This is a genomic window from Glutamicibacter sp. 363 (genome assembly GCF_052379505.1).
Classification (GTDB): Bacteria; Actinomycetota; Actinomycetes; order Actinomycetales; family Micrococcaceae; genus Glutamicibacter.
In genome coordinates, this window is sequence record NZ_JBQSYR010000021.1 from 1 (window position 1) to 23,701 (window position 23,701).

The following is a 23,701-nucleotide window of genomic DNA, read 5'->3' on the forward strand; positions in this document are numbered from 1 at the left end:
TGCGCTGCAGCTGGCTTTGAGCCGTTCGAGGTCGTCGATGGTTTGGGTGAGGGTGGCTTGGTTGCCGTGTTCCAGGATGGTGGCTAGGCGGATGTTGAGGTCCTCGATGAAGGGCATGGGTTGGTCCAGGACGCCGGGGGTGGGTGGCCTGGGTGGGGGCTGGGTTTCGAAGTCTTTGTTGGCTTCGGTGTGTTCTTCGAACATATTTCCACTGTATAGGGGTGGTGTGGAGGGTTTGGGGCGGTGTTCACCAACTGTGGATAAGCGTGAAATTAAATAATTTTTTGGACGGCGACTGGCAGGTCAAGAAGAAGAGGGGCGCAACTTTTCCGTTGGAGCGTAGGGGGTAATTGAAGCCTTCCGCTCTGCGAGACGGGGGAGCGTGCTGGCGCTCTAAGCCTTTGGCGCAGGAAAGGGTTTCGTGGAAGTCCACATGGGGCTCGATCAAGTATTTATGCGAAGCAAAAAATGGCGTCCCGCTTTTACTGCTCAGAGTATTGCCGAGTTAGAGCAGGTTGCCATCAGGGTCGCAAGCGATGGATTCGTTGCCGCGACCCCTTCGGTATGCGTATTTAGGCCATCGCGTTGTTCGGAAAATATCCTGCAGGTTCTTTGATGACTCCAATTTCACTTGGTAGTGTTCATTCTAATGAATGGGCTTTAGGGTCTGGTAGGCGAAAGGGCGCCGTGGCGGAACAGAAGAAGACGTACAGCAGGAATTGGGCTATCGGAAGCATCGTCGGGTTGCTAGTCCTGGCGTTGAGCGCCTGCGGGTGGATGTACAGCGTGCAAAGCCGATTGCCTGCAAAACTTGCCGTTCACTGGAACGGCAGGGGTGAGGTTGACGAGTTTGCCACTCTTGCCAACGTGGCCATTTCGACCATGCTGCTGACGGTGTTTATTGGCGTTGCCATATGCTGGTCGGCGATCTTGCTCCGTGCGCATTCACTTATGCTTGCACGCATCGGATTGGGCTTCGGCGTCGCCTTGAGCACCATGGTTACCGGCCTGTTTCTCGCACTCGTGGCCGGGCAGCTTGATCGCCCGACCACAGAACATGCTGCGCTGTCCAGTCCGGTCATTGCCGGAGCTATTGTCGTTTCCGTTCTGGCTGGATTTGCAACCGTTATGGCCTACCGTCCCAAGGAGATCGTGCGCGAACAAAGCCTGGAAGCCGTTCGGGCGGATGAACTAGCCAATGATCCGGCTTCCGCGGCATCGCGAACCCAGGAGGACCGCGCCGCGCACCGCGTAGTCCACGAAATCCCGTTGCGGGTGGCACCGCTGCGCTATCTACTGGTGACGATTGCGCTGCTGGCGGTGCTTGTCGGCTGGTATATGGATCAGTTCTATCTCGTTTTTTCCTCGGTGATTGCGGGAGCCATCTGCTGGATCTTTTTCGCCGGGACCTTTGTGGTGGACGCGGCGGGAACCCGGTTCGTGGCCTCCGGCTTTTGGAAGGTCATGAAGCTGGACTATGGCGGCATCAAAGGCGTCCATATTAAAGACATCAAGGCGTTGGACTATGGTGGCTGGGGTTACCGGTCGGATATTTATGACAGGGGGTTCATCACCGGCGATGGTCCCGCGGTGCTGATCGATATGGGCTACCACCAGCAGCACGTCATCTCCATGCCCGACCTTAAAACTGCAATCGAAACCGCCGCGCTGATCAATGCCTACCGGGCGCTGGAGGCGGCGAAGAGCAGCAACTAGGCGGGCCCTGGCCTATTTCAAAGGCTCTGATCGAGCGTCACACTGCGCGCGTTGCGCGGAATTGGTGCAAGAAAGCCGCGATTTTCCGCGGGCAGACCGGTGGCAATCGGGGGCTCCGCGCTAGCCCCGCTGCTGGAAAGCCTTGCGGTATTCAGCCGGGGCCACTCCCTTGATCGCCCGGAATCTCTGGCGGAAAGAAACCGGTGTCGCATAGCCGACCGCCCGCGCGATCTCGGCAATCGAGTTGGTGCTTTCCTCCAGCAACGCGCTGGCCTCCTCGACGCGCCACCGCATCACCCATTGCTGCGGTGTCGTTCCCGTTTCGGCCGCGAAGCGTCGAAGAAAGGTCCGTTCGGTCATGCAGGCGTGCCTGGCATAGTCAGCGACCGTACGGGATTGGCTTGGATCTTCTTGCAGCAGGCTGCGCACGGCGTGAAGCGCCTGCCCATCGGCATCCTTGAGGGCTACCGGGGTGCGGACAAATTGCGCCTGGCCTCCGGCGCGGTGCGGGGCCATCACCATGGAACGAGAAACCGTTGTGGCGATCTTTCCGCCGCACAACTGGCGGATCAAGTGGATGCTTAAATCGATTCCCGCTGCCACGCCGGCCGAGGTCCAGAGGCGATTGCTGCCGACGAAGAGCGCCGATGGGTCCACGTCGACTTGCGGAAATCGTTGGGCGAATTCATCGGTCAAGGCCCAGTGCGTGGTTGCGCTCTGTCCATCCAGCAGTCCGGTCTGCGCCAGGACGAAGGCGCCCGAGCAGAGCGAAGCGACGATCGCCCCGCGTTGGTGCGCTGCGCTGATGGCTCGCAGGTATTTGGTATCTGGAATGCTGTCGGGATTGGCTAACCCGGGGATCAGCAAAACGTCCGCATTGGCTGCCCACGCGAGGGAGCCATCCGCAGCGCACCTAGCCCCGTCGGTCAGCTCTACGAGCCCCGATTCAGCGGAGCATCGACGAAGCTCCAGATCCAAGGGCGGCGACGAGATTCGTTCGGTTGCCCAGGTCTCGGCGACGATGGCAACGTCAAAAAGCCTGGATCCTGGCATTAGCAAAAGGGCTACGGTGAGCATTCCACAATTATTTGGCGGTAAATCATCGAACAGTGTCAAAACTGCCGCTCATGATCTGCGCCGTTCCGGCGGAAAAGTAGCAACCATGAATGAAATCAACATCGACCAATTCGCGCCATCGGCAAATCCCGCACTGATCATGATCGACGTGCAGCAAACTTTCGACTGCGCCGAGCACTGGGGGAGGCGAAACAACCCCGAGGCCGAATAGAATATGCAGCGGCTGCTCGCTTGCTGGCAAGAGCGCGGTTTGCCGATCGTCATCGTCACCCACATTTCCAAGCTCATCGATTCAACTTTCCACCCGCAGCACGCGACGTCGAAGCTGAAGCCCTTCCTGGCAAATGTCATTCCGAGCGTCAAGATCACTAAAACCGTGAATTCTTCGTTCTGCGGAACCCCGGACCTGGCAAGCTGGCTCAGCGGGCAGAACATCAGCCACATCGTCCTGTGCGGCATACAAACCAATATGTGCGTGGAGACCACGGCGCGGATGGCCGGAAACCTGGGCTTCAACACGCAGGTGGCCATCGATGCCTGCCATACCTTCGATCTCGCAGGGGACGATGGCTTGGAGATTAGCGCCGAACAGCTCACGCAGGTGAGCGCCACCAACTTATCGGGCGGCGGGTTCGCCTCGCTTGAGTCGACCGCGTCGATTATCGGGCGGCTATGACCTCTTTGTAAGCAGAAAACCTGAGCAGCTGTGGTGCCCGGCGCCGGGCGGGCGTAGCATGTGGACTTGCGCCACACGAAACCCGAAGGGACAGCGCCATGCCACGGATCAAGAAGTTCGACCATGTGGGAATCACCGTCGCCGATCTGGATGCGGTGACCGAATTCTTCGTGAGCCTGGGGATGCACGTCGCCGGGCGCGTGGACGGGATGGAGGGCGAGTTTCTGGAAACCGTCTGCGGGATCCCCGGATCGCGCACCGACGTGGTGATGCTGCTGGCCGAGGATGGTGCCACGGGGATCGAGCTGTCCAGCTTCGAGCGGCCCGACCACGGGCCCGGGTTGCCGGAGGCGATGGCCAACGAACTGGGCATCCGCAACGTCGCCTTTGAGGTGGAGGACCTGCGCGGCATGGTCGCCGGGCTGCAGGCCGAGGGCTATGAGCTGGTCGGCGGCATCGGCGAATACCAGGGCAGCTGGCAGATGGCCTACGTGCGCGGGCCCGAGGGGATCCTGGTCGCGCTCGCGCAGCCGATTTAAACGCCGCAGGCCCGCCGGCGGAGCATTCCGCCGGCGGGCCTGCTCGAGCAACTAGGCCTTGGCCTTCTTCAGCGACTTCTCGCTGACCGGGGCCTGGTCGCTGGCGCGCAGCTTGGCGAAGTACGCCATCGCCTCATCCTGGCGTTCGGCTTCGATGCCGCTGGAGATCTCCGCGCGCAGGTGCTCCTGGGTGTAGCCGAAGGCGTCGACCAGCTCCTGGGCGTGCGGGCGCAGGCGCGCGAGCAACCGGTTGATGTAGCCCGGCAGGGTGCGCGCGCGCTGCATGGACAGCCGCCCGTGCCCCAGGAACCAGCCCAGATCGTCTTCGATCACGCTCAGCGCGAAGACATCGCGCAGCCAGGTGAGCACCTCGCGGGTCGGCTCGTCGGAGATCTTCTCCAGCGCGGCGGTGAAGGCCTCCCAGCGCAGCAGCTCGCCGTGCGCGCGGGCGGCGGCGATGAGCAATTCCTGGTTCTCGTTGAAGGCGTTGGCGGCCTTGAGCTTGTCCTTGCCGGCGGCGCGCAACGCGGTGGCCACCTCGGCCACCTTCGCATTGATCCGGTCGGTGAGCAGTTCGCGCTGGTTCTCCGGATCCTTGAAGAAGTTCGCGCTCTTGCGCTCGTCGGAGATGTCCACGAAGGCCTGGCCGACGCTGCGCAGCCCCGAGCGGTGCAGCGCGGTGGTGCCCACCTGCTTGGCCACGTAGCGGGCCATCGCCCCGGTATCGAGCTTGCGGAATTCCGCGGCGTAGTCGGTGAGCAGACGCTTGCCCACCAGCTGCAGCAGCACGTTGTTATCGCCCTCGAAGGTCACGTAGACGTCCAGGTCCGCGCGCAGCTGGGTGAAGCGGTTCTTGGCGATGAAGCCGGCGCCGCCGCAGGCCTCGCGGGCCTCCTGGATGGTGTCCAGCGCATCCCAGGTGCTCAGCGACTTGAGCGCCGCGGCCAGGGTTTCCAGGTCCTGGCGGTCCTCGTCGGTGTCCTCGCGGCCGGAGAAGACCGCATCGAACTTGTCCAGCAGCTCGTCGTGGGCGAAGCTGGCCGCATAGGTGCGCGCCAGCCGGGGCAGCAGCCGGCGCTGGTGGCGCTGGTAGTCCAGCAGCGTGGTCTCCTCGGTGTCCGAGACGCTGTTGAACTGGCGGCGCTGGTTGCCGTAGGTCACCGCGATCTGCAGGGCCATCTTCGACGCGCCGGTGGCCGCGCCGTCCAGCGAGACACGGCCCTGGACCAGGGTGCCGAGCATCGTGAAGAAGCGCCGGCCCGGGGAGGAGATCGGGGAGCTGTAGCTGCCGTCGGCGGCGACGTCACCGTAGCGGTTGAGCAGGTTGCTGCGCGGGATGCGCACCTGGGTGAAGTGCAGCCGGCCGTTGTCGATGCCGTTCAGCCCGCCCTTGAGCCCGTCGTCCTCGCCGCCGATGCCTGCCAGGAACTCGCCGTTGGCGTCGCGGATCGGCACGTAGAAGCAGTGCACCCCGTGGTTGACGCCGTTGGTGATCAGCTGGGCGAATACGGTGGCGGCGGTGCCGTGCAGTGCGGCGTTGCCCAGAAATTCCTTCCAGGCCGCTGCGAAGGGGGTGTGGATGATGAACTCTTCGCTGGCCGGATCATAGGTGGCGGTGGTGGCCACCGCGGCGACGTCCGAGCCGTGGCCGATCTCGGTCATCGCGAAGGCGCCGGGTACCTGGAGGTTCATCGCACCGGGCAGCCATTTGGCGTGGTGCTCGGCGGTGCCCAGATGCATGATGGCTCCGGCGAACAACCCCCACTGCACCCCGGCCTTGATCTGCAGCGAGGGGTCCGCGGCGACGAGTTCCTCGAAGGCGGCGATGGATCCGCCGTGGTCATCCTGCCCGCCGAATTCCTTCGGGAAGGCACGCTGCACGGCCTTCTGCTCGACGAGGATCTTCAGCTGGCCGAGCACCTGCTCGCGGTGCTCGTCCATGGACCAGGCGGGGTCGCGCTGCAGCTTCGGGTCCGCGGCGCGGGCCCGGGAGGCCTTACGGATCTCGGCGTAGGGGCCGAGCAGCTGTTCGGCGAGGGCTTGGACATTGATGCTGGTCATAAGTGGGGCCTTTCGGATGCTAGGAGCGGGAGTTGGTGGAGATGCCGTGGGTGAGCCAGCCGCTCAGCGCCTCGGCTAGTTCATTCAGGCTCGGCTTGCCCGGGGCGTCGGGCTGGCGCAGCCAGAGCTCCCCGGCGGAGCGGATCATGCCCAGCGCCGCGCGCGGCCAGAGCGCGGTGGCGTTGGAGGGGGTGAGCGTGTGCGCGGCGAAGTGCGCGCTGAGCCGTTCGTTCATCAGCGAGGTGACTTCGTCGAAGAAGGCATTCAGCACCCCGGTGGAGCCGGTGGCCGCGCGGTCCGGGGCGGTGAGCACATCCGGGGTCTGCGCGGTGACGAAGAAGTACAGGTTCGGGCTGCCCTTGGCCAATTCCAAGTAGGCGGTGACCATTGCGCGCAGCGCCCCGGCCTCGTCGCCCTCGGCGAGCCCGGCGGCGATGATGGAGTCGCGGAAGTCGGAGATGACCACGGCGCCCAGCGCCTGGCGCAGGCCCTCCTTGTCACCGAAGTAGCGGTAGTACACCGGCTTGGAGGTTTTGGCGTGCGCCGCGATCTCCTCCATGGAGACCTGCGGGCCGAGCTTGTGCACCGCCTTGCGGGCGAGCTTGAGCAGCTCCTCGTGGCGCTGGCTGCGGTGCGCCTGCCAGCGGGCCGAACGCCCGTCGGTAGCCGAGTCGATATCTGGGGTGATCTTGTTCACGTAACCCAGAGTATCATGTACTCTTGGTTACAGTAATACTTCTCACAACCTCCAGGAGTTCCTTCATGGCCGACCAGCCAGTGCGCAATGCAGTCATCATCGGTGGCAACCGCATTCCCTTCGCCCGTTCGAACACCGCCTACGTCAACGTCTCGAACCAGGACATGTTCACCGCCGCACTGGAAGGGCTGGTGGCCCGCTTCGGCCTGCAGGGTGCGCGCCTGGGCGCCGTGGCCGGCGGCGCGGTGCTCAAGCACTCCAAGGACTTCAACCTGGTCCGCGAGTCGGTGCTCGGCAGCTCGCTGGACGCCGCCACCCCGGCCTACGACGTGCAGATGGCCTGCGCCACCGGCATGGAGGCCATCGGCTCGCTGGCCAACAAGATCAAGCTCGGCCAGCTCGACTCGGCCATCGGCGGCGGGGTGGACACTACCAGTGACGCGCCGATCGTCGTCTCGGAGGGGCTGCGCGCAGTGCTGCTGGAACTCTCCCGCGCGCGCAGCACCAAGGCCAAGCTGACCGCCCTGTCCAAGCTGCGCCCGGCGCATCTGGCCCCTTCGGCGCCGGGCACCGGCGAGCCGCGCACCGGGCTGTCCATGGGCGAGCACCAGGCGATCACCACCCACGCCTGGGGCGTCACCCGGGCGGAACAGGACGAGCTGGCGCTGGCCAGCCACCAGAATCTGGCCGCCGCCTACGAGCGCGGCTTCTTCGACGACCTGCTCACCGCCTTCAACGGCCTGGCCAGGGACAATAACCTGCGGCCCGACTCGAGCATGGAAAAGCTGGCCAAGCTCAAGCCGGCCTTCGGCAAGAACCTGGGCGAGGAGGCGACGATGACCGCGGCGAACTCCACCCCGCTGACCGACGGGGCCTCCGCGGTCCTGCTGGGCAGTGAAGAGTTCGCGGCGGCCAACGACCTGCCGATGCTGGCGAACTTCGTGGACTTCGAGGCCGCCGCGGTGGACTTCGTGCACGGCGCCGAGGGGCTGCTGATGGCCCCGGCCTACGCCACCGCCCGGCTGCTGGCGCGCAATAGCCTCACCCTGGGTGACTTCGACTTCGTCGAGATCCACGAGGCCTTCGCCGGCACCGTGCTCGCCACGCTGAAGGCCTGGGAGTCGGAGGAGTTCTGCCGCGAAAAGCTCGGGCTGGATGCGCCGCTGGGCTCCATTGACCGGGCTAAGCTGAACGTCAACGGCTCCTCGCTGGCCGCCGGGCACCCGTTCGCCGCCACCGGCGGGCGGCTGATCGCCAGCACCGCGAAAATGCTGCATGAAAAGGGTTCGGGGCGCGCACTGATTTCGGTGTGCGCCGCCGGGGGACAGGGCGTAGTGGCAATCTTGGAGGCACGAAGCTAAATGGCAGATAAGTACCTGGAACTAGTTAATAGCGGAATGACCAAGAAGCTGGCCAAGCTGCTCGGGCTGCCCCGTCCGCCGCGGCTGCGCCGCTACACCCCGGACACCGCGCTGCTGCCCGGCCCGGTGCTGGTGCTCGGCGCCTCCGCACGCGCCCAACAGCTGTGCGACACCCTGGTCTCCTGGGGGCTGGACGTACGCCGGCACGACGCGGGGCAGAGCAAACTCGGCGGGATCGTGCTGCTGCTCGATGAGCTCACCGACCCCGAACAGCTCTCGGAGCTGATGCTGAGTACCGGCGCCGCGCTGCGCCAGCTGGTCCCCGGGGCGCGCCTGGTCTCCTTCTCCCGTCCCGCGCTGGCCGAGAATGCTCCCGCGGTGGCCGCGGTGCGCCAGGGCATCGATGGTCTCATCCGTTCGCTTGGACGCGAAATGCGCGCCGGGGCCACGGCCAACGGCATCGTGCTGGAAAACGAAACCCAGCTGGACAGCCCGAGTGCGCTGGGCGCCCTGCGCTTCTTCTTCTCCGGGCGCAGCGCCTATGTGGACGGCCAATTCCTTCGCGTGCGCACCGAGTACGGGGAGCTTCCGGCAGATTTCCGTGCCCCGCTGCGCGGCAAGGTGGCGGTGGTCACCGGCGCCGCCCGCGGCATCGGCGCGGACATCGCCCGCACGCTGGCCCGCGATGGGGCGCAGGTGGTGCTGGTGGATATGCCGGCCGCCGGGGATGCGCTGGCCAAGGTGGCCAATGAGGTCGGCGGCACCACCTTGCAGCTGGATGTCACCGCCACGGACGCCGGGGCGCGGATCCTGGATCACGCCCTGTCCCGCCACGGCGAGCTGGATCTGGTGGTGCACAATGCCGGCATCACCCGGGACAAGCTGCTGGCGAATATGGACGCCGGGCGCTGGGACTCGGTGATCGCGGTGAACATCTCCGCCCAGCTGCGCATGAACGAGGTCTTCCTCGCCGCGAAGCTGCCGGGTCTGCGCGTGGTCTCGCTGGCTTCCACCTCCGGGATCGCCGGCAACCGCGGGCAGACGAACTATGCGGCGAGCAAGGCCGGGGTGATCGGCATGGTGCGCGCCAGCGCGGGGCTGTTCGCCGAGCACGGCGGCTCGATCGCCGCGGTGGCCCCCGGGTTCATCGAAACCGAGATGACCGCGAAGATCCCGCTGGGCACCCGCACGGTGGCGCGCTTGGTGCTGCCCTCGCTGATGCAGGGCGGATTGCCGGTGGACGTGGCCGAGGCCATCGCCTTCCTCGGCTCCGACGCGGCGGCCGGGCTGAACGGTTCGACCTTGCGCGTCTGCGGCCAGTCGCTGGTGGGTGCCTAGATGGGCGCCGAGCTAGTCACCGAAATCCCGACTATGGCCGCGGTCTATGCCCGGGCGGTGAAAACCCTCACGCGCAAGCCGAAAAATCCGGTGCTGCCCGAGGTGACGCTGATCTTCCAAGGTGCCCGAGCGGATCAAGCGAAACTGGCCGCCTACCGCCAAGCGGTGAGCGCGCCGGCCAACGGCAAGCTTCCGAGCCTGTACGTGCACTCGCTGGCCTTCCCGCTGGCGATGTCGCTGATGCTGCGCGGCGACTTCCCGCTGCCGCTGCTGGGCATGATCCACCTGGGCAACCAGGTCTCGGTCACCGAGCCGCTGGGCCAGGAGGAGGTCTTCGACGTCGAGGTGAATGCCGAAAACCTGGTGGCGCACGCCAAGGGGGCCTGCTGCGATCTGGTGGTGAAGATCGTGGTCGCCGGGGAAACCCGGCTCACGCTGCGCAGCACCTTTCTGGCCAAGGGCGTGACGCTGGGCGGAGACACGCCGGCTAAGGCCCATGAGCGCTTTGTGCCGCCGCAACGCACCGCCGCCTGGAAACTGGACGGCGGCACCGGACGGCGCTGGGCCGCGGTGGCGGGGGACTACAACCCGATTCACCTCAGCGCGCTGAGCGCCAGGGCCTTGGGCATGCCCGGGGCGATCGCGCACGGCGTCTATCTGGCCGCCCGCGCACTGGCCGCGATCGAGCCCGCCAGCGGGAACTACGAGTGGGAGATCGAATTCCGGACGCCGGTGGTGCTGCCGGCCGCGGTGGATTTGGCCTTTGTGCCCAGCGCAACGGGGTTCGCGGTGCAGGGCTGGAATCCGCGCAAGGGCAAACCGCACTTCGAGCTTCGGCTGGCCCGCGAGGTTTAGCGCCCGGTGGCGGCGGGCTCTAGCGGGGGAAGGCCTGCAATGCCATAATGTGCGTATGAATGCAGATAAGAGAGTTTGTGCGCTGCAGGTGGACAGCCAGTATGTGGAACTCGCGGTAGAGGTCTTCTCCATGCTCGCCGACGCCACCCGGGTACGGATCATCCTGGCCCTGCGCGAAGGCGAAATGGCCGTGGGCGCGCTGGCCGGCATCGTGGGCAAATCCCCGGCCGCGGTCTCCCAGCATCTGGCCAAGATGCGGCTGGCCCGGATGGTTTCCACCCGCCAGGACGGCACCAAGGTGCTGTACCGGCTGGAGAACGAGCATGCCAGGAAGCTGGTGGCCGACGCGATCTACCAGGCCGAACATGCCCTGGGCGGCGTGCCCGCGCACCACCGCGGCGAGCGAGGCACACCGTGAACACCACCGCTGACCACGTGCACACGCACCGCACCGGATTCAAGGGGTGGCTGATCGAGCTGTTCATGCCGCATAGCCACGATGCCGCCGATTCCATCGACGACGCCATGGAGGCCAACCGGGAGGGCATCCGCGCGCTGAAGCTGAGCATGGTGATCCTGCTGGCCACCACGGTGCTGCAGGTGATCGTGGTGGTCTTCAGCGGGTCCGTGGCGCTGCTGGCAGACACCATCCACAACTTCTCCGATGCGCTGACCGCCGTGCCGCTGTGGATCGCGTTCATCCTGGGCCGCAAGGCGGCGGGCAAACGCTATACCTACGGCTACGGACGGGCCGAGGACCTGGCCGGGCTGTTCATCGTGCTGGTCATCGCGCTCTCCGCGGTGCTCGCCGCCTGGCATTCGATCGAGCGGCTTGTCAACCCGCAGCCGCTGCAGAACCTGTGGTGGGTGCTCGCCGCCGGGGTGATCGGCTTTGCCGGCAACGAGCTAGTGGCGGTCTACCGGATCCGGGTCGGGCAGAAGATCGGCTCGGCCGCGCTGGTGGCCGACGGGGTGCATGCGCGCACCGACGGCTTCACCTCCCTGGCCGTGGTCTTCGGCGCGGTGGGCGTGATGCTCGGCTTCCCGCTGGCCGATCCGATCATCGGCCTGCTGATATCCGCGGCGATCATCGTGCTGCTCGCCGGGACGGTCAAAAGCATCGGCCGGCGGCTGATGGACGGGATCGAGCCCGAACTGGTTTCCCGCGCGCAGACCGCGCTGGCGGGCGCTCCCGGGGTGCTGGAAGTATCGCGGCTGCAATTGCGCTGGGTGGGGCACCGGCTGCAGGGCAGCTCAACGATCCTCGTCGCCGACGCGCCACTCTCGCAGATCCAAGGGATCACCGCCGAGGCCGAGCTCCGTTTAGCCGCGGCGCTGCCCAAGCTCGAGGACATGGTGATCACCGCGTCCACCGGCGAGCCGCGGCGCTGAACCGCTTAGGAACGGCATTGGCAGGACATGCGGTAACTGGCCAGCGTGGACACCGCGGCCCGCTCCCAGGTGAATTCGCCCGAATGCTCCAGGGCCGCATGCCCGGCCCGGGTCACCCGCGCCGGATTGCGGGCCAGCTCGATCAGCTGCTGCGCCCACAGTTGTGCCGAGGGTTCGGGAATCAGCCAGCCCGAAACCCCATCGTCCACCGCGTAGCCCAATCCGCCGACCCGATTGGCCAGCACCGGAGTGCCGCAGGCCTGCGCCTCGGCGGCGACCAGCCCGAAGGTCTCCGAAAGCGAGGGCACGGCCACCACATCGGCGTTGGCGAAAACCGCTGCCAGTTCGGCCGGCTGCAGCGGACCGAAGAAGCTCAAGCGCTCGGCGACGCCTTCGCGGCGGCCCAGGGCTGGCAGGTCGTAGTCCCCGCCGCCGGACAGCGCGCCGAAGAGCGAGGCGGTAATGCGCAGCTCGGGTGCGCTGCGCTGGGCAATGCCCAGCGCCTCGATGAGCAGATGCGCGCCCTTCAGCCGCTGCATGCGCCCGGCATAAACCAGATGCAGGTCATCCTCGCCCAGGGGGCGGGCAAGCTTGTCCTGCTCCGGGTGGAAAATGCGGTGGTCGACCCCCGGGAGCACCACGTCGAGCCGCTCGCGTTCGAGCCGGTAGAAGCGCTCGAGCTGGGCGGCCTCGACGGGGGTATTGGCGATCACCCGGTCGGCCTGGGCCAGCAAGGTCCGCTCGGACTCCTTGCGCAGCTCCGGCTCGGGTAGTCCGGACTCGAACTCCTTGGCCGCCGCCGAGGTGTGCATGGTGAGCACCAGCGGCACCCGCCACGCCGCGGCAAGCTGCCGCCCGACCAGGCCCGAAAGCCAATAGTGCGCGTGCACGATGTCGATCTTCAGCTCGCTCAAATGCTCGGCGATCCGTGCGGCGGCCGGATCGATGATACCCGGCAGTTCGTCCTTGCTCAGCGCCTGGCCGGCGGCGACCTGCACCTGATGCATCCACACGCCCGGGGTTACTTCGGCGCTGCTGCTTGGCTCGGCGGTGCGGGTGAGCATATGCACCTCGTGCCCCAACGCACCGAGGGCATAGGAGAGATTCTGGATGTAGACGTTCATGCCTCCGGCGTCTCCGGACCCGGGCTGCTGCATGGGGGAGGTGTGCAGGGAGAGCATGGCGATGCGCATGAAAAGAGGCTCCAGCCGGATCGAGAATATGACCGTAGGACAATTGAGGGTCGAGTCGATATTACCAATAGCCGCCTTGCGTTGGCTCAGGCAGGCTCGCCGTGCAGCAGATCGGGGACGGGGAAGTGGCGCAAGCAGAACACCCACGCGTATAGGGCTGCTACCCGTCGACTCGATAAAGCAGGGCGATGAGTCGATTCCGGCAACTTTTCACTCAACTGCATGCCCACTTAGCGAGTTCTGGAGAGTGGACCTTGGGTTCGGTGAGCATTCAAGGGTCGGTATGTCCGGTCAGTTGAAGCGAATGCCCCGTACGAATTCGATCGCGATATCGAAGCGCTGATGGTTTAGGCAGCGCCGGGCATGCCATAGCAACTGGGCTGGCCATGCCAAGGGTGGTGCATACTTCGGGGCCAACGTGGAGGCTAGTCGCCGTCATCCATTTCGATAACACTTGCCACGGTCACGCTCGCAATGTCGACGCCGGTCAGGTCGGCCACCACCGAACGTGCCATATGCGGCACTTCCTCCCAGGTTTTTGCCTGAGTCAAAGCGCCTTCAACCTCGGGAACGCTGACCGCATAGACGTCGTCGGCGTGTACGTACCGAACTTCAATCTCCATGACCAAGGTATGGCCCTAGCGGGCAGCTGAATCAAGGGGCGAATTCACTAAATAAGCGCGGTGAATTCTTAGGGTTTGCAACTGAACTATTGCAGCGCGATTGGAGCCATCCTGCCGCAGTGGTTTCAGTGGAAAATGAAAACTCTCGTGAACCAAATGTAACAAGGCTTTTTGTGCTGAACCGGAATGTTTGGGACCAGCCGCGATTGTTGAAGTGGACGTCCGTGGCATTTATGCAGCTAATTTCGAAACGTGAACGCGACGCTGCCGGCTATTTCCCGCACCGAGCCCATGACCACGCAGACGAACTGAACCTTATCGGTGAATCGAACGTGCCGGAAGTCCGCAAAAAGTTATTCGAGGGCTACCTGGACTTCCTAGACGCCTAGCAGGGTTTCCCATACTTGCACCATGGCTAAAACAACTTACACGACGGTCACGGACGTTGCGGTGCTCGGAGTAGATCAGTGGTCGCCCTCCCGAGGAGTCAGCGAAGTCAAGCAAGACCTACTTGGACAGCTGGCAACCGCTAGCTCACCTGATCCCACGCATCGACGGGCAGACCGAAGTCGGGGACTCAGGGCCAATGAAAGTAGCAGGTGCGGTAAATGAATCACCGTGCAACGGTACGTGGAACAATTCAGGTTCTTAAAACCGGGGGTACGGCCGTGACACATTTATCCAGAGCCCGACGCAAAGGCTCTAGATTCAGATCTTCCCTTGCGATTCTACTTGTCTCGTTCAATTCGTTACCTTGTATAGGCTGCCAAACCAAATACCAACCGGCGGAAAACGCTATTCTCGACCAGTAAGTTCGTTGCATTCTGCCATTTCCTTCACGGAACGGGTGAATGTGGTTGAGCTCGTCGTAGAATTTCGCAAGTGAATCAATGAATTCTTCTTTCTCCAAGTCTTTGAGATGGTTGCGATTCGCCAGCTCGGACATGACATTGTCGATAAGAAAGGGAATGTGAGAACTGGGCGCAAAAAATTGCCCTGAACCCCGCCGCATATTGATGGTCCGGTACTCGCCGGCCCAATCGTAAACATCTTGAAATAGATGCCTGTGGAGGCCTCTTATTTCCCAGGCATCACGAGTTTGTTCCACTAGTTCATGGTCGCGAAGTTGAACGACACGTGCGTGGAATAGGTCGGCTTCAGCCTCAGCGAGCGCTTGATACGAGTCGGCCCCGACTAAGTTCCTCAGAACTCCATCGGGGCTGGTCAAATATGGATCCTCGATACTACTACTTGAGGCCATATCGTTCCCGGGTAATTCTCACTAGCTCATCTGCAGTGATATCACCCGCAACGTAATTTTTTGATTCTTCAGCATATTCCGAGCTGACGGTCAAACCTTCAAGGTAAACGCTGTGAGTGGCTTCTTCCACCCAACCAGATCGCATTTCAAGTGTAGACATGTGCGCTCCTGCAAGTGTTGGTGTCTACTATTCTACCGGCGCCGGGATGCTAATCCAACTAAGACGAGCGGGTTTTCGCCTGAATAACTGAGCCGGAGCTGAGATGAATCCTCGGTGATCGCCTAGTTGGGACTTAACCCTCAGATTGCCGACGGTAGTAGTTATAAAAAATCCCCGGTTGACCGAAGTCAACCGGGGATTTCACCTGTGCGCGAAAGGGGACTTGAACCCCTACCCCCTTGCGAGGACTAGCACCTCAAGCTAGCGCGTCTACCTATTCCGCCACCCGCGCAGGTTATGCGTTGTCTGCGTTGTTATCGCTGGCAACGAAGTAAAACTTTACCACCGTCCGGCGACGTTTGCCAATCGGGCAGGATTGGCCGCCAGGGCTCCAAATTCCGCGGAATCATGCGGGAAACTCGTGTTTGATCAGTGGTTTCGCATTAATTTTCACCGAATCAGTGTTGAGCGTCACAGCAAAACGGCCGATTTCTGGGGTTCGGCGAAGGATTTGCGCCACCCCTTAGCGAAAGTGCAGTTTGTTCTGCCGGATGCAGCTTAGGCCTGCACAATCGCCCGTAGCTGCTCGGCGCCGAGTACCTGATTGAAGATCTCGCCCTCCGGTTCCATCCAGCGGCCGGCGGCAAGATCCGCCAAGCGAACCGGTTCGTACCCCAGTGCGCTGATCAAAGCCGCGGCGAGCCCAGCACCTTCGGGATCATCGGTGGCGAGCGCGAGCGCACGCCGCTGGCCGGCTTTGGCCGATCCGTCCGAGTCCAAATCCCAGTGGCTGATGTGGTTCAGCGCCTTGACGATCCGGGACTCCGGGAAATGCGCGGCAATGGCCTCGGAACTGGATAGCCCGGCCCGCAGGCTGAGTTCGAGCCAGTCTGGCAACGGCTCGTCCTGCCACCGGTTTGTCGCATCCAGCAGCACCAGATCCGCCAGGCTGTCCCGCGCCACCTCATCCAGGTCCTCCTGGGGGACCATGAGGACGACGAGGTCGACACCCGCACCGATGTCTTGGGCCGGCACCGCCTGGGCCTGCGGAGCGTACTGGGCCAGATGGTATTTCATCTGGCTCACGGGCCGCGAGGAGGCGATATTGACCGCGATGCCGGCCGACGCGGCCGCACGAGCCAACGCGGTGCCCGCGCGGCCGGCACCCAGGATGCCAATGCGTTCAATTCGTGCCACCGCTGGGTGTGGACTCTGGCCCATATGGATCCTCCTAGCTTCGTACTTGAAGCCTAACCGCAGTTGCCGGGTTGGCGCATGAAAAAGGCCACCGGCCCGAGTGCGGAACTCGGGCCGGTGGCCTAGATGGAGATTGGCTAACCGCCAAAGAGCGGAGCGATGTTCTTCCAGAGCTGCTGGAGGCCCAGCGAGATGAACAGCAGCGCGGTAATTCCCAGTGCGATGTTTGTGTGCCAGCGGTTCGCCCATCCCTTGGGGATGCGCTTGCCGTTGAGCAGGCCCAGCAGGGTGATCGCCAGGAACGGCATGAACAGCGAGCCGAGTACGCCGTAGGCGAGAATCAGCGCGATGGGCTTGTCCAAGAGGAACAGCACCATTGGCGGGAAGGTCAGCCAGAGGACGTAGAACTTGAAGTACTTGCCGCCGGTCAGCGTGTCCTTGTGACCGGCGGGCTTCTTGCGCATGTGGCCCCAGAAGTCGGCGAACATCAGCGAAACGCCGTTCCACACGCCAATGATCGAGGAGAACGAGGCGGCCCAGAAGCCCACCAGGAATCCGGTGCCGACGAAGGTGCCGTAGCGCTCGTTCAGCACTTCGCCCAGGTCCAGCAGGCCGCGGTCGCCAGCGGAGATCGATACGCCGGCCGAGCGAACGACCTCGGCGCCGACCACGAGCATGGCGAGCACGAAGATGCCGGTCATCACGTAGGCCATCGAGTTGTCGATGCGCATCACGCGCATCCACTTCGGGGTGTTCCAGCCCTTTTCACGCAACCAGTAGCCATAGGCGGCCAGGGTGATGGTGCCGCCGACGCCGCCGGCCAGGGCGAGGGTATAGACCACGCCGCCGGATGGGATCATCGGCACCAGGCCCTTGAGCATTTCCGGAACGTTCGGCACCGCGATAATCGCCAAGCCGACGACGGTGACGAACATGATGCCCACGAGGACCGCGGTGACCTTCTCGAAGAAGGAGTAGCGGCCGAACCAGACCATGGCAAAGCCGGCAAGGCCCATCAGCACGGCCCATATTTTCAGGTCCACCGCGGGGAAGAGGGCCGCCAGCGGCATCGCCGCCGAGCTCATCGCGGTGGCGCCGTAAACGAAGCCCCAGAGGATGATGTAGGGACCGAAGTACCAGGTGGTCCAGCGGCCCAAGGACTTCCAGCCCTCGAAGATCGTCCGGCCGGTGGCCAGCGTGTAGCGTCCGGCGCCTTCGACCAGAACGATCTTCAGGATGACGCCCAGGATCACCGCCCACAGCAGGGCGTAGCCGTACTGGCTGCCGGCCACCAGGGTCGCGACCATATCTGCGGCGCCCACACCGGTTGCCGCAACAACCAGTCCGGGGCCGACAATCTTCCATTTTGGTGCTCTGCCGCCGTCGTGGTCGGCGTGCACCGGCGCGCCCTCGGCGCCCGGTTGATGCTGTTCGGCCATGAATGAAGTCCTTAAAGTTTTTGCTCGTATCCGGTGCGAGTACCGGGATGCCTCGGAGCTGTGGGTGTGAGCAAGAATCGACGTTGATCTTCATCACTGCCACTAGAGAGACAGATCTAATGTATGGGTGATGCGCGACATAACCAAGGCGTGCGCCAACTCTTAAGTGAATCTTAGGAAAGCAACGGGCCGGTAAGCCGCCGAAACCAGCTGATAAAGTGCTTCACAGTGCGTGGTGCACCAAGAATTGAAAGGACGTGGCCTTGCAGCTGCTCATCGTCGAGGATGACGACGCCGTCTCCACGGCCCTTGCCGACGCCGTCGCAGCTGCCGGGCACACCTCCGAATGCGTCACCCGCGGGGAGGACGCCCTGCTGCGGCACCGGGAGGCGGATATGATCCTGCTGGACCTCGGCCTGCCGGATATGGATGGGCTGGAGGTGCTGCGCAAACTGCGCCTGGTGACTACCACTCCGGTGGTGATCCTCAGCGCTCGCAACGACGAACGCAGCGTGGTGCGCGGTTTGCGCCAAGGCGCCGACGACTATCTGGTCAAGCCGATCGGGTTGACGGTGCTGCTCGCGCGCATCGAGGCGGTGGCCCGCCGGTCGCGGATGAGCTCGCCGGTCAGCGCACTGCTGCAGGTAGGGGAGCTGGGCATCGACCTGGACAAGCGCGAGGCCCAGTTGGGAGCGCGGGCGCTGAACCTGACCGCCAAGGAATTCGACCTGCTCGCGCTGCTGGCCAAGCATGCCGGCTCGGTGGTCACCCGGGAGCAGATCCTCGATGCCCTCTGGGGAGATGCCTTCGTGGCCGTTTCCCGCTCCCTGGATGTGCACCTGACCGGATTGCGCGCCAAGCTCGAGCGTCCCGGAATGATCATCAACGTGCGCGGAGTTGGCTACCGCCTCGAGGCAAGCCTCCCGTGAGATTGCGCGTCATCGCCATTCTGGGCTCGCTGCTGGCCCTGCTGGTCGTGATCGTCTCCGCGGTGCTGATGCAGAGCGCGAGCGTGGATGCGGCCCAGGATCTGCGCCTGAGCCGCGAAGCGTCGCTGAATAGATTCATCCAGTTGGGCGCCCAGGCCGAAGCCGAGGCCGAGGCCGAGCACGGCAAGCTGCAGCTGGAGATGGACACCTATTCCAAGCTCTATGACGAAGCGCTGCTGGTGCGCCTGGGCAGCGAAACGCTGACCTCCGGCCAGCTCGACCCCACGGCTCCGGAGGTGGTGCGGGCCTTGGAGAATACCGAGCTGAACCTCGCGCATACCGACATCCCCGCGATCAACCCCTTCGCCACCGGCAATGCGCTGATCGCCCGCCCCTTCGGCAACTCCACCCAGGTGCTCGGCTCGGCGCTGCTGGAGATCAACCTGGACATCTCCCGCCAGCTGGTGCTGGAACGCTGGATTTGGGTGGTGCTGTTGAGCATTGCGGCCGGGGCGGGGCTGCTGCTGCTCGCGGACCGGGTCACCGCCTGGGTGCTCAAGCCGATTCACCGGCTCAATGAAGCCACCAAGGAACTGGCCAGGACAAAGACCTCGTCCCCCTTGGAAGCCGCCGGGCCTCCGGAGCTGCGCGAGTTGGCGCACTCCTTCAGCAAGATGTCCGATGTGCTCACCGCCAGCCTCGCCGCGCAGCGGGAGCTGATTGCCGAAACCTCGCACCAGCTGCGCAATCCCGTGGCGGCGCTGCGACTGCGGGTGGATCTGCTCAAGCTGCGTCTCCCAGCGGCGGCGGACCCGCAGGCGGTGCAGGCAGTGGAGAAGGAACTGCACCGGGTGGAGTCGCTGCTGGACGCGGTGCTCCGACTGGCCAGCGCGGATCATCGGCTCTCCGAGCAGGCCGCGGGCCGCGCCCTGGCTGCCCGCGCGGCGGAGGTCGAAACGGTGAAGGTGCGCGAACTGCTGATCGAGGAAATCGAGCGGCAGTCGACGGCGGCCCGGCAAAGCGGCACCGAGCTGCTGCTGGAAACCGGGAACGAACCGGATGCTCTGCTGGCCTGCAACGGGTTCGAGCTGCAGCAGATGCTCGCCGAACTCTACGAGAATTGCCTGAAATATGCCGCCGGGGCGCCCATTGAAACTACCCTTCGGGCCGCGCCTGAACTCGTCGAGATCAGCATCCGGGACCACGGCCCCGGGCTTGGCGAAGCCCAATTGGCGCAGGTGACCGAACGGTTCTGGCGCGCGGACCCGTCCGGGGCGACCCCCGGCACCGGGTTGGGCATGGCGATCGTGGAGCGCCTGGCCCGCGCCAACTCCGGAGAGCTGCGCGTCGCGGCGGCCGAAGGCGGTGGGCTGTGCTTCAGCCTGGTGATGCCGCGCGGCCAGGCGCCGGGCGGGGGTGGCCAAGGTGGCTGAGCACGGGAACCCGAGCCGGCGCAGCGTGCTGCGCTGGGCCGGGCTGGGCGCCCTGGGTCTGCCGGCGCTGGCCTCCTGCACCAGGGGCGCGCTGATCGAGCGGCTGGATGTGGCCGGCGGCGAAAGCGGGGGCATGTACTTTGAATTCGCCAACCTGCTCGCCGCGGCCCTGGTCCGCTACGGCATCGCCGCGCACTCGGAAGCCCTGGTGACCGAGGCGAGCGTCGAGAACCTCGAGCTGCTGGAGAACGGGAAGGCCGGGCTCTCGCTGGCGCTGGCGGACACCGTGGCCCAGCACGAGCGCTCCGCGGATTCCTCGCTGGTCGCCCTGGGCCGGGTCTACCAGAACTACTACCACTGCATCGTGCGCCGCGGGAGCCGGATCCGCTCGCTGGCGGACCTCTCCGGCCAGCGGCTGGGTACCGGGGCGCCGGGTTCGGGCACCTGGGTGACCGGGCAGCGCATCCTATCCGCCGCCGGGCTGGCGGAGGAAGGAACCCAGCCCAGAGAACGCCAGTTGGGCTATGTGGCCGGACTGCAGGCCCTGGAAGCCGGGGAGATCGATGCGCTCTTGCTCTTCGGCGGAATCCCGGTCAGCTCCATCACGGCGTTGGGGCGGGAGGTGGACCTCCGGCTGATCGATCTGGCGGGGGTGCTGCCGGCCTTGCGGGCGGAGTATCCGCGGCTCTACGAGCATGTGATCATTCCGCGTTATACCTATCCGGGGGTGGCCGAGGTGGACACCGTGGGTGTAGCGAACCTGCTGATGGCCAACGCCGCGCTGCCGGCTCCGGTGGCGGCGGGAATCGTGGAGCTCTTGGTGGACCATGCGCGAGAACTGATCCCGCGCAATAGCGCCGGCATCCAATATCTCACCCCCGATACGCTGATCTCCACCGGCGGGCAGCGGCTGCATCCGGCGGCCGCAACCACCTACCGCAGGCTCCATGGCTAGCGCGGCCAACGCGCCATGGGCCGTGGGGAACTAGGGTGGATAGCAACTACGGCCGCCACCGCGAACAGAGGATCCAAAGATGCCGAGCACGCACGCCTATGAGCTCATGCAAGAAGAAGTGGTGCAGATCTGCCGCAAGCTGATCAGCATCGACACCACCAACTTCGGCGAGAACAACAGCCGCGGCGAACGCGAGGCCGCCGACTACATCGCGGGGCTGTTCGCCGAGGTCGGCCTGGCCTCGACAATCCACGAATCCGCGCCGGGACGCGCGAACCTGATCGCCAGGATCCCCGGCAGCGACCCGAGCCTGCCGGCGCTGGTGGTGCATGGGCACCTGGACGTGGTCCCGGCGATCGCCGCGGACTGGTCCGTGGACCCCTTCGGCGCCGAGCTCATCGACGGCATGATCTGGGGCCGCGGGGCGGTGGACATGAAGGGCATGGACGCGATGATCGTCGCGGTGATCCGGCGGCTGATGCGCGAGCGGATCAGCCCGCGCCGGGATCTGGTCATCGCCTTCTTCGCCGACGAGGAGGCCGGCAGCGACTGGGGCTCGATGTGGATGGTGGAGCAGCATCCGGAGGTCTTCGCCGGGGCCGGGGAAGCGATCAGCGAGGTCGGCGGATTCTCCACCGAGATCGCCGGGCAACGCGCCTACCTGGTGCAAACCGCGGAGAAGGGCATCGCCTGGATCAAGCTCGCCGCGCACGGGGTGGCCGGACACGGCTCGCAGCTCAATCCGCGCAACGCGGTGACGGCCCTGGCCGCCGCGGTGGCCCGGATCGGTGAATACCAGTGGCCACTGTCCTACACGAAAACCACCCGCGCGCTCTTCGAGGAGCTGGCGGTCATCTGCGGCACCGAATTCGACGAAGCGAACCCCGCACCGCTGCTGCAGGCCTTGGGGGATACCAGCCGCTTCGTCGGCGCCACCCTGCAGAACACCTCAAACCCCTCGGTGCTCAAGGCCGGCTACAAGCACAATGTGCTGCCCGGCTATGCCGAGGCGCTGATCGATTGCCGCACCCTGCCCATGGAGCACGAATCCACCATCGAGAAACTGCGCGAGCTGGCCGGCGAGCACGTGGAGCTCACGCTGCTCCAAGACCAGCAGTCGCTGGAGGTGCCCTTTGGCGGCGAGCTGGTCGATTCGATGGTGCAGGCGCTGGTGGCCGAGGACCCCGAGGCGGTGGTCCTGCCCTACATGCTCTCCGGCGGCACCGACAATAAGGCGCTGGCGAAGCTGGGGATCACCGGCTACGGTTTTGCCCCCTTGCAGCTGCCCAAGGATCTTGATTTCACCGGAATGTTCCACGGAGTTGACGAGCGGGTGCCGATCTCGGCGCTGCAGTTCGGAACCCGCGTCCTTGACCGACTATTGCGCAACTACTAGGAGTAGCCAACGTGCCTATCGAACAAATCCTCAGCGATGAGCTGCTGTCCCGCTTCCGCGAACGCGCCGGCGGCTATGATGCCGCCAATGCCTTTGCCACGGAGGACTTCGAGGAATTAGCGGCCCTGGGCTATCTCAAGGCCCTGGTGCCCGAATCCTCCGGCGGTTTGGGCTGGAGCTTCGAGCAGCTGGTGCTGGCCCAACGCCGGCTGGCCACCGCCGCGCCGGGCACCGCCCTGGCGATCAATATGCACCAGGTCTGGGCCGGCGTCGCCTATCTGCTCGCCGCCCGGGGGGACGCGCGCCTTCAGATGGTCACCGAGTGGATCGCCGCCGGGGAGATAATGGCCTTCGGGATCTCCGAACCCGGAAACGACTCGGTGCTCTTCGATTCGAACACCGCGGCGAGAACCCTGGCCGATGGGTCCGTCAGCTTCACCGGCACGAAGATCTTCACCTCGCTGTCCCCGGCCTTCACCCGGCTTGGCGTATTCGGCAAGGACGAGGCCAGCGGGGAACTGGTGCACGGGTTCGTCTCCCGCGGCGCCGGGGTCCGCTCGCTGGAGGACTGGGATACCTTGGGCATGCGCGCCAGCCAGTCGCACACCACCAAACTGGAAGGCGCAGTGGCCCCGGCCAGCTGGGTGCACACCCGGCTCGAGGTGGGTCCGAACGCAGATCCGCTGGTCTTCGGAATCTTCGCCTCGTTCCTCACGCTCACCGCGAGCGTATATGTCGGGATCGCCGAACGCGCCGTGGAGCTTTCGCAGGCGGCGCTGCGCCAGCGCACGCACCAGGACGGGGGCAGCTACACCCAGGACGTGCGCGCCAGGGGAGTGCTGGCCCAGGCCGGGATGCGAATGCTCAGCCTGGACGCCCTGCAGCGCGCGATCGCCGCGGATCTGGAAGGGCAGGTAGCGCACGGGCCGGGCTGGTTCCCGCGCCTGGTCACGCTGCGCACCCTCGCCGGGCAGAGCGCACGCGAAAACGTCGAGGCCGCCGGGCAGCTGCTCGGCGGCGGCGGATATTTCCGCGGCAGCGAATTCGAGCGGCTCTACCGCGACGTGCAAGCCAGCTGGTATCACCCATCCAATGCCGCCTCGGCGGAGAATACCGTGGCCAGCTGGCTGGTGGGTCCCCTAGAGCCCTGAGCGCTCCAAGGTGCTGACCACCCGGATCACCTTGCGGCGCAGCCAATATTTGCTCGCTCCGCCCTCGTAGCGCAAGGTGCGCATCAGCTCCCATTTGCCGTTATCCGAATGCTCGCGCAAGGCGGCCCGTGCCACCTGCTTGGATTCTGCAGGGAACGCGGTGATCACCAGATACTCGTAACGGTCGTCATTATTCAAGTGCAGCGGAGCCTTGATTAATTCCTGAAGCATTACACCCCTATCGAAAGAATG

The 23,701-nt window shown here is 64.7% G+C and carries 26 protein-coding genes and 1 tRNA gene; 15 read left to right on the forward strand and 12 right to left on the reverse strand.

The window, feature by feature from the left end; genetic code table 11:
- Positions 1 to 204: hypothetical protein (locus ACT3UA_RS13245; RefSeq protein WP_444616922.1), on the reverse strand; the 204-nt coding region annotated here is incomplete at its 3' end.
- Positions 205 to 687: 483 nt separating this feature from the next.
- Between ACT3UA_RS13245 and ACT3UA_RS13250 the strand changes: the two genes are divergently transcribed.
- Positions 688 to 1,716, forward strand: coding sequence for a hypothetical protein (locus tag ACT3UA_RS13250; RefSeq protein WP_096284375.1), 1,029 nt, complete (start codon positions 688 to 690; stop codon positions 1,714 to 1,716).
- 120 nt (positions 1,717 to 1,836) lie between these two features.
- Here ACT3UA_RS13250 and ACT3UA_RS13255 read toward each other — a convergent pair whose 3' ends face one another.
- Complete coding sequence (locus ACT3UA_RS13255; protein ID WP_096284377.1) at positions 1,837 to 2,793, reverse strand: GlxA family transcriptional regulator; 957 nt, start codon at positions 2,791 to 2,793, stop codon at positions 1,837 to 1,839.
- On the opposite strand from ACT3UA_RS13255, the gene ACT3UA_RS13260 reads away from it, so the two are divergent.
- The 3 genes from ACT3UA_RS13260 to ACT3UA_RS13270 all read left to right on the forward strand — a co-directional run bounded on the left by ACT3UA_RS13260 (position 2,786) and on the right by ACT3UA_RS13270 (position 4,008).
- On the forward strand, positions 2,786 to 3,004 hold the full coding sequence (locus tag ACT3UA_RS13260; protein ID WP_217990345.1) for a hypothetical protein: 219 nt from the start codon (positions 2,786 to 2,788) through the stop codon (positions 3,002 to 3,004). The two genes, ACT3UA_RS13255 and ACT3UA_RS13260, sit on opposite strands and share 8 nt — an antisense overlap.
- Positions 3,005 to 3,007: 3 nt before the next feature.
- Entirely contained in the window at positions 3,008 to 3,469 is a 462-nt protein-coding gene (locus tag ACT3UA_RS13265; RefSeq protein WP_217990346.1) for an isochorismatase family protein, read from the forward strand.
- A 98-nt stretch (positions 3,470 to 3,567) separates the two neighbouring features.
- Positions 3,568 to 4,008, forward strand: a complete 441-nt coding sequence (locus tag ACT3UA_RS13270) for a VOC family protein (RefSeq protein WP_096284379.1) — start codon at positions 3,568 to 3,570, stop codon at positions 4,006 to 4,008.
- Positions 4,009 to 4,059: 51 nt separating this feature from the next.
- On the opposite strand, the gene ACT3UA_RS13275 is transcribed toward ACT3UA_RS13270, so the two are convergent.
- Both ACT3UA_RS13275 and ACT3UA_RS13280 read right to left on the reverse strand, forming a co-directional pair.
- Positions 4,060 to 6,069 carry an acyl-CoA dehydrogenase family protein gene (locus ACT3UA_RS13275; protein ID WP_096284381.1) on the reverse strand — a complete coding sequence of 670 codons (2,010 nt, stop codon included), beginning with the start codon at positions 6,067 to 6,069 and terminating at the stop codon, positions 4,060 to 4,062.
- A gap of 19 nt (positions 6,070 to 6,088) precedes the next feature.
- Positions 6,089 to 6,766 (reverse strand): TetR/AcrR family transcriptional regulator, encoded by a 678-nt coding sequence (locus ACT3UA_RS13280; protein ID WP_444616926.1) that lies wholly within the window; start codon positions 6,764 to 6,766, stop codon positions 6,089 to 6,091.
- Positions 6,767 to 6,831: 65 nt separating this feature from the next.
- On the opposite strand from ACT3UA_RS13280, the gene ACT3UA_RS13285 reads away from it, so the two are divergent.
- From ACT3UA_RS13285 to ACT3UA_RS13305, 5 genes are read left to right on the forward strand one after another with little or no spacing between them, the layout of a single operon-like run.
- Positions 6,832 to 8,127, forward strand: a complete 1,296-nt coding sequence (locus tag ACT3UA_RS13285; RefSeq protein ID WP_096284385.1) for an acetyl-CoA C-acetyltransferase — start codon at positions 6,832 to 6,834, stop codon at positions 8,125 to 8,127.
- The gene (locus tag ACT3UA_RS13290; protein ID WP_096284387.1) at positions 8,128 to 9,465 is read left to right on the forward strand and encodes a 3-oxoacyl-ACP reductase; all 1,338 of its coding nucleotides are present in this window, start codon (positions 8,128 to 8,130) and stop codon (positions 9,463 to 9,465) included.
- Positions 9,466 to 10,320 (forward strand): MaoC family dehydratase, encoded by an 855-nt coding sequence (locus ACT3UA_RS13295; RefSeq protein ID WP_096284389.1) that lies wholly within the window; start codon positions 9,466 to 9,468, stop codon positions 10,318 to 10,320.
- 55 nt (positions 10,321 to 10,375) lie between these two features.
- Positions 10,376 to 10,738 carry an ArsR/SmtB family transcription factor gene (locus tag ACT3UA_RS13300; protein ID WP_096284391.1) on the forward strand — a complete coding sequence of 121 codons (363 nt, stop codon included), beginning with the start codon at positions 10,376 to 10,378 and terminating at the stop codon, positions 10,736 to 10,738.
- The gene (locus tag ACT3UA_RS13305) at positions 10,735 to 11,712 is read left to right on the forward strand and encodes a cation diffusion facilitator family transporter (RefSeq protein ID WP_255248363.1); all 978 of its coding nucleotides are present in this window, start codon (positions 10,735 to 10,737) and stop codon (positions 11,710 to 11,712) included. Before ACT3UA_RS13300 ends, ACT3UA_RS13305 begins: the two co-directional genes overlap by 4 nt.
- A 5-nt stretch (positions 11,713 to 11,717) precedes the next feature.
- Here ACT3UA_RS13305 and ACT3UA_RS13310 read toward each other — a convergent pair whose 3' ends face one another.
- Together ACT3UA_RS13310 and ACT3UA_RS13315 are read right to left on the reverse strand one after the other, a co-directional pair.
- A complete protein-coding gene (locus tag ACT3UA_RS13310; protein ID WP_096284393.1) occupies positions 11,718 to 12,905 on the reverse strand; it encodes a glycosyltransferase in 1,188 nt (395 codons plus the stop codon).
- A gap of 425 nt (positions 12,906 to 13,330) precedes the next feature.
- Positions 13,331 to 13,528, reverse strand: coding sequence for a type II toxin-antitoxin system HicB family antitoxin (locus tag ACT3UA_RS13315; RefSeq protein WP_096284395.1), 198 nt, complete (start codon positions 13,526 to 13,528; stop codon positions 13,331 to 13,333).
- A 224-nt stretch (positions 13,529 to 13,752) separates the two neighbouring features.
- Between ACT3UA_RS13315 and ACT3UA_RS13320 the strand changes: the two genes are divergently transcribed.
- Positions 13,753 to 13,917, forward strand: coding sequence for a hypothetical protein (locus ACT3UA_RS13320; protein ID WP_176484107.1), 165 nt, complete (start codon positions 13,753 to 13,755; stop codon positions 13,915 to 13,917).
- A gap of 251 nt (positions 13,918 to 14,168) precedes the next feature.
- Here the strand turns inward: ACT3UA_RS13320 and ACT3UA_RS13325 are convergent, their stop codons facing one another.
- From ACT3UA_RS13325 to ACT3UA_RS13345, 5 genes are all read right to left on the reverse strand, one after another.
- Positions 14,169 to 14,756 carry a Fic/DOC family protein gene (locus tag ACT3UA_RS13325; RefSeq protein ID WP_176484108.1) on the reverse strand — a complete coding sequence of 196 codons (588 nt, stop codon included), beginning with the start codon at positions 14,754 to 14,756 and terminating at the stop codon, positions 14,169 to 14,171.
- Between the two features lie 19 nt (positions 14,757 to 14,775).
- Positions 14,776 to 14,949 (reverse strand): antitoxin VbhA family protein, encoded by a 174-nt coding sequence (locus ACT3UA_RS13330; protein ID WP_176484109.1) that lies wholly within the window; start codon positions 14,947 to 14,949, stop codon positions 14,776 to 14,778.
- Positions 14,950 to 15,157: 208 nt separating this feature from the next.
- A tRNA-Leu gene (locus ACT3UA_RS13335) sits at positions 15,158 to 15,241 on the reverse strand.
- 266 nt (positions 15,242 to 15,507) lie between these two features.
- Positions 15,508 to 16,170 (reverse strand): NADPH-dependent F420 reductase, encoded by a 663-nt coding sequence (locus tag ACT3UA_RS13340; RefSeq protein WP_096284399.1) that lies wholly within the window; start codon positions 16,168 to 16,170, stop codon positions 15,508 to 15,510.
- Between the two features lie 113 nt (positions 16,171 to 16,283).
- Complete coding sequence (locus tag ACT3UA_RS13345; protein ID WP_096284401.1) at positions 16,284 to 17,585, reverse strand: Nramp family divalent metal transporter; 1,302 nt, start codon at positions 17,583 to 17,585, stop codon at positions 16,284 to 16,286.
- Positions 17,586 to 17,848: 263 nt separating this feature from the next.
- Here ACT3UA_RS13345 and ACT3UA_RS13350 point away from each other — a divergent pair, with 263 nt between their 5' ends.
- The 5 genes from ACT3UA_RS13350 (at position 17,849) to ACT3UA_RS13370 (ending at position 23,449) form a co-directional block, all read left to right on the forward strand.
- Entirely contained in the window at positions 17,849 to 18,514 is a 666-nt protein-coding gene (locus ACT3UA_RS13350; RefSeq protein WP_096284503.1) for a response regulator transcription factor, read from the forward strand.
- Positions 18,511 to 19,947, forward strand: a complete 1,437-nt coding sequence (locus tag ACT3UA_RS13355; RefSeq protein WP_141393492.1) for a sensor histidine kinase — start codon at positions 18,511 to 18,513, stop codon at positions 19,945 to 19,947. Before ACT3UA_RS13350 ends, ACT3UA_RS13355 begins: the two co-directional genes overlap by 4 nt.
- Complete coding sequence (locus ACT3UA_RS13360) at positions 19,940 to 20,902, forward strand: TAXI family TRAP transporter solute-binding subunit (RefSeq protein WP_255248364.1); 963 nt, start codon at positions 19,940 to 19,942, stop codon at positions 20,900 to 20,902. Before ACT3UA_RS13355 ends, ACT3UA_RS13360 begins: the two co-directional genes overlap by 8 nt.
- Positions 20,903 to 20,981: 79 nt before the next feature.
- Positions 20,982 to 22,298 carry a M20/M25/M40 family metallo-hydrolase gene (locus tag ACT3UA_RS13365; RefSeq protein ID WP_096284405.1) on the forward strand — a complete coding sequence of 439 codons (1,317 nt, stop codon included), beginning with the start codon at positions 20,982 to 20,984 and terminating at the stop codon, positions 22,296 to 22,298.
- An 11-nt stretch (positions 22,299 to 22,309) separates the two neighbouring features.
- On the forward strand, positions 22,310 to 23,449 hold the full coding sequence (locus ACT3UA_RS13370; protein ID WP_096284407.1) for an acyl-CoA dehydrogenase family protein: 1,140 nt from the start codon (positions 22,310 to 22,312) through the stop codon (positions 23,447 to 23,449).
- Here the strand turns inward: ACT3UA_RS13370 and ACT3UA_RS13375 are convergent.
- Positions 23,438 to 23,680 (reverse strand): DUF5703 family protein, encoded by a 243-nt coding sequence (locus tag ACT3UA_RS13375; RefSeq protein WP_096284409.1) that lies wholly within the window; start codon positions 23,678 to 23,680, stop codon positions 23,438 to 23,440. The two genes, ACT3UA_RS13370 and ACT3UA_RS13375, sit on opposite strands and share 12 nt — an antisense overlap.
- Positions 23,681 to 23,701: the final 21 nt, after the last annotated feature.